Origin of the sequence: Streptomyces coryli, assembly GCF_011044975.1 — a bacterium.
Lineage (GTDB): Bacteria > Actinomycetota > Actinomycetes > Streptomycetales > Streptomycetaceae > Streptomyces > Streptomyces coryli.
In genome coordinates this window covers 1-4,477 of sequence record NZ_JAAKZV010000398.1, presented here as the reverse complement: position 1 = coordinate 4,477, position 4,477 = coordinate 1, and the positions used below count along the sequence as shown (strand labels likewise).

At 73.6% G+C, this 4,477-nt stretch carries 5 protein-coding genes and 1 pseudogene; 2 read left to right on the top strand and 4 right to left on the bottom strand.

All coding sequences use genetic code 11. The features are described from left to right. The 3 genes and pseudogenes from G5C51_RS43545 to G5C51_RS40040 all read right to left on the bottom strand — a co-directional run. A pseudogene (locus G5C51_RS43545) lies at window positions 1-175 on the bottom strand (ROK family protein); the annotation flags it as partial. 5 nt (window positions 176-180) lie between these two features. After that, window positions 181-681: a GNAT family N-acetyltransferase gene (locus G5C51_RS40045; protein ID WP_165245552.1), complete on the bottom strand. Its 501-nt coding sequence runs from the start codon at window positions 679-681 to the stop codon at window positions 181-183. A 33-nt stretch (window positions 682-714) separates the two neighbouring features. Next, entirely contained in the window at window positions 715-1,638 is a 924-nt protein-coding gene (locus G5C51_RS40040; protein ID WP_165245550.1) for a LysR family transcriptional regulator, read from the bottom strand. A 58-nt stretch (window positions 1,639-1,696) separates the two neighbouring features. Here G5C51_RS40040 and G5C51_RS40035 point away from each other — a divergent pair, with 58 nt between their 5' ends. Next, window positions 1,697-3,073, top strand: coding sequence for an MFS transporter (locus G5C51_RS40035; protein ID WP_240930255.1), 1,377 nt, complete (start codon window positions 1,697-1,699; stop codon window positions 3,071-3,073). Here the strand turns inward: G5C51_RS40035 and G5C51_RS40030 are convergent. After that, window positions 3,070-4,200, bottom strand: a complete 1,131-nt coding sequence (locus G5C51_RS40030; protein WP_165245548.1) for a beta propeller repeat protein — start codon at window positions 4,198-4,200, stop codon at window positions 3,070-3,072. The two genes, G5C51_RS40035 and G5C51_RS40030, sit on opposite strands and share 4 nt — an antisense overlap. Window positions 4,201-4,282: 82 nt before the next feature. On the opposite strand from G5C51_RS40030, the gene G5C51_RS40025 reads away from it, so the two are divergent. Continuing rightward, window positions 4,283-4,477 (top strand): PTS sugar transporter subunit IIA (locus G5C51_RS40025; RefSeq protein WP_165245546.1); only part of this gene is annotated, 195 nt, incomplete at its 3' end.

Here is a 4,477-nt window from a genome sequence, read left to right as displayed (position 1 = left end):
ACCCCGCCCACCCGAAGTGCTCGGCCACCTCGGCCACGCTCTCCGCGACCGCGTCCGGCTTTGACGGCTGCGGCGTCAGCACCTTGTGCCGCTCCTCCGCGAGATCGCCCCGGTCCAGATCGGCCGGGGCGCCCTTGATGCCCGAGCCGCCGATGTCGACACCCAGAATGTTCATGGAAATCACCCTACGGTGAGCGGCAGGTGCATCATGTGCAGCCCGACGTAACCCTTCTCCGGGTGCTTGAATCCCTCCGGGACCGTGCCGAGGACGGAGAAGCCGAGCTTGCGGTACAGCTCGACCGCGGCGGTGTTCGTCTCCACGACCGCGTTGAAGACGATCCCCCGGTAGCCGGTCTCGCGGGCCCACTCGATGACGTACTCGCAGAGCGCGCGGCCGATGCCGCGGCCCGCGTGCGCGGGGTCGACCATGAAGCTGGCGGTGCCGATGTGCGAGCCGTTGCCGGCGCGGTTGGTGTTCATGTGCGCGGTGCCGACGACGCCGTGGTCGCCGTCGACCGCGACGACCGTACGGCCGGGCGCCTCGCTCTTCATCCACCACGCGCGGCCCTGCTCCTTCGACAGGTCCAGGGGGTAGACGAACGTCTCGCCCGCGGCGGCGATCTCGTGGAAGAACGGCCAGATGGCGTCCCAGTCCGCCGCGTCGGCTTCTCTGATCAACATGCGCCAAGACTGCCCTGCGGCACGCCCGCACGTCTACTGACCGGCGACCGGCTCCACCGCCACCTCGCGCACCCGCCGCCGCAGCCACGCGTGCCCGGCGTCGGCCTCGTAGCGCGGGTGCCAGGCCTGCGCGAGCGGCAGCCGGGGCAGGTCGAGCGGGATCTCGAAGGTGGCCAGGCCCAGCTGCTCGATCTGCGGTCCGGCCATCCGCCGCCCGGTGCGGGCGACGAGGTCGGTGCCGGCGGCGGTCAGCAGCGCGGCCGAGAAGGTCGGTACGGACGCCACCACCCGCCGCGTGAGCCCGAGCTCCGCCAGCGCCTCGTCGATCGGCCCGCGCAGCCGCCCGCGCCGCGAGGCGGTGACGTGGTCGGCGGCGGCATAGCGCTCCGCCGTCACCGGGCCGTCGTCGAGGAGCGGGTGCCCGGCCCGTACGACGCCGACGTTGTCGTCCGTGAACAGCTCCTCGACGCGGGTCTCGGGCGCCGGGTCCACGATCACCCCGAGCTCGAGGTCGGCGCGGCTGTCGCGCAGCGCGTACGCGTCTCCGGGGCCCTCGGGCAGCAGCCGCAGCGAGACCCCGGGCGCCTCGGTCCGTACCCGCTCCAGCAGCCGCAGCCCGATCGCGGTGAGCAGCGCGTCGTCGGCGACCAGGGTGAAGGTCCGCTCCAGCGTGGCCAGGTCCAGCTCCCCGGCCGGCGTGAAGACCGCCTCGGCCCGGGTCAGCGCCTCGCGTACCTGCGCGCGCAGTTGCTGGGCGCGCGGCGTCGGCACCATCCGGCGGCCGGAGCGTACGAGCACCGGGTCGCCTAGGGCGCGGCGGATGCGGGCCAGGGTGCGGCTCATCGCCGGGCTGGAGAGGTGCAGGCGGTCGGCGGCGCCGGTGACGCTCTCCTCCTCGAGCAGGGCGTCCAGGGCGACGAGAAGATTGAGGTCAAGCCTGGATTGCATGGCATGCATCTTTCCATTACCAACCTTGCATTTGAAGTCATGCCAGCCGGCTGCCACCGTTCGGTCCATGCCCCGGAACCCCGTCGCTCCCCTCATGTCGGCCTGCGTGATTCTGGCCGTGTCGCTCGTCGCCGCGATCAATCTCGCCATCCCGAAGCTCGCCGCGAGCTCCCTCGACCCGACCCGCACCCAGCTGGTGTGGATCGTGGACGCGTACGTGATTGTCTTCGCCTGCCTGCTGATACCGGCCGGGTCGCTGGGCGACCGCCTCGGCCGCAAGGGCGTGCTGCTCGCGGGCCTCGGGGTCTTCGCCGCGGGCGGCGTGCTGGCGGCGCTCGCCCCGGCCGCCGGGGTGCTGATCGCCGCGCGGGCCGTGATGGGCGCGGGTGCCGCACTCGTCATGCCGGCGACGCTGTCGCTGATGCTGCAGTCCGCGCCGGCCGAGCGCCGCGGCCACGCCATCGGCGTGTGGACGGCAGCGACCGGTGTGGCGGGTGCCGTCGGCAACTTCGCCGGTGGGGCGGTGCTGCAATACCTGCCGTGGCAGGGCCTGTTCTGGACCGCGGCACCGGCGGCGCTGGTGCTCCTCGCCCTCACCGCCCGGTACGCGCCGCGCGGCGAACGGCACCCGGCCGCCGCGGACCTGCCGGGCACGGCGCTGCTGGTGCTCGGCTTCGTCGCCCTGCTCTACGGGATCATCGAGGGTCCCGAGCGCGGCTGGTCGGCGGGCCCGGTGCTCGCGGCCTTTGCCGCGGCGGCGGTGATCCTCGGCGGCTTCGTGGCCCGTTCGCTACGGGCGGCACAGCCGCTGGTGGACCCGCGGCTGTTCGTGGTGGCGCGGCTGCGGGCCGGGGCGCTGGGGGTGACCGTGCTGTTCCTGGGGCTGTTCGCGCTGTTCTACGTCAACGCGCAGTATCTGCAGTACGCCAAGGGCTACTCGCCGCTGGTAGCGGGCCTGGCCATAGGGCCGCTCGCGGTCGGCATGCTGGCGTTCTCCAAGCGCGCCATACCGCTCTCGGGCCGGGTCGGCGCCCGCCCGGTCGCGGCGGCCGGGTTCGCGCTGCTCGCGGGCGGGCTCGGGCTGCTGTCGCTGACCGGGGCTGACACCCCGTATCCCCTCTACGGCCTGGTGCTGCTGGCGCTCGCCGCGGGCATGGGGCTGGCGATGCCGGTGCTGTCCGCCCAGATCATCGCCGCCCTCCCCGCGCACCGGGCCGGGCTCGGCTCCGGGCTGAACAGCGCGGTGCGCGAGGTGGGCAGCGCGCTGGGGGTCGCGGTGATGGCGACCGTACTCGCCGGACACTTCGGCGGCGCCGCGCCGCGGGGCGCGGCGGCGGTGGCGGCGTTCACCGACGGCATGGCCGCCGGGTACCGCACCGTCGCGGTGGCCGTCGCCGCCTTCGCCGTGCTGATCGTCGTCTGGCTGCGCGAGCCCGCCGCCTAGGGCTTCGCCACCCGCTTCCAGGTGCGGCCGTCGTCGCGCGAGGCCCACAGCCCCTCGCCCTTCACCAGGTCGTACGTCGCCGTCGTCGCGTCCACGATGCCGTAGAGGGTGTTGCCGTGGACATCGAACGAGGTGAACTTCGCCGGGGCCTCGACCTCGTGGAAGCTGGTGTTGGTGCGGTCGTCGGCGAGCCAGTAGCGGCCGCCTTCCTCACCGACGACGAGCCGGCCGTCCGACCGCGCCTTCAGGACCAGCAGCCCGGTTTCCTGCTTCAGCTCCTGCCACGGCACCCCGCCGCCGGTGACCGTACGCCAGGTCTTGCCGCGGTCCGCCGTGACCATCAGCCCACCCGCGCCCTCATCCGAGTCGAGGAGCACGGCCGCGGTGCCGCCCTTCGCGGCAAGGAGGCCGCCCGCGTACGGACTCGGGACGGGCTGCGAGCCGAGGGTACTGCCCTCGCGCTGCCACACGACGCGGTTGGGGTCCTCGGACAGCGGCTGGTCCAGGCTCCAGGCCGTGCCGCGCTCGTCGACGGCGAGGCGGACCCCGTAGTCCGGCACGCCGGCCGGGGCGGCCACGGTGCGGGAGGCGGGGCGGTAGATGAGCGTCGGCTCCACCTCGTTGAGCATGATGTCGCCCGGGCGGGTGCCCAGCGCGGTCTGCGAGACCGTGACCTTGTGCCGCTTGCCGCTCAGGTCCAGGGCATACGCCCCGTCCGCACCCTCGCCCGGCGGCACCCGCACGAACCCGTCGCTTACGCCCTTGAACCGGTCCGGCGTCGACTCCATGTCCGTGTGGACCGCCCGCTGGGCGACCGTGCGGCCGTCCGGGTCGGTGATGCGCCAGGCGGAGGCGGCCGGTCCTTCGTCGTCCTCGACGTTGCCCGCGAAGTACGTGAGCAGCAGCGAGCCGTCGCCCGCCCGCGCCACCCCGTCCGGCGCCCCGGCGGCCCAGATGACGTCCGCCGGCTTCGGGGTCGGATCCGCGATGATGCTCTTGTACCTCGCCTCGCGATCCCCGCCGCCCTCGCCGCCCTGCGCGGAACCAACCGCCCCCCAGGCGGCCAGCACCGCTGCCGCACCCGCCACTGCCGCAAACCCGCGTGTCCGCTTCCTCAGCCGCATCATGGCCACATCCTCACATGCGCCCGTCCCGCGAACAGCGGCATTGGCCGAGCCGCGCCCCGTGGATCGTGGAAAGATCCGCCCCATGGCGACCTTGAGCGAGCTGCTGCCCGTGGCGGCCATCCGCCTGGACGTGCCGGCGGCGGACTGGCGCGAGGCGGTGAGCGCCGCCGGGGACCTGATGACGGCGACCGGGAGCACGACGGACGACTACACCACCGAGATGCTCGAGAACGTCGAGCAGAACGGCCCGTACATCGTCATCGCCCCCGGTCTCGCC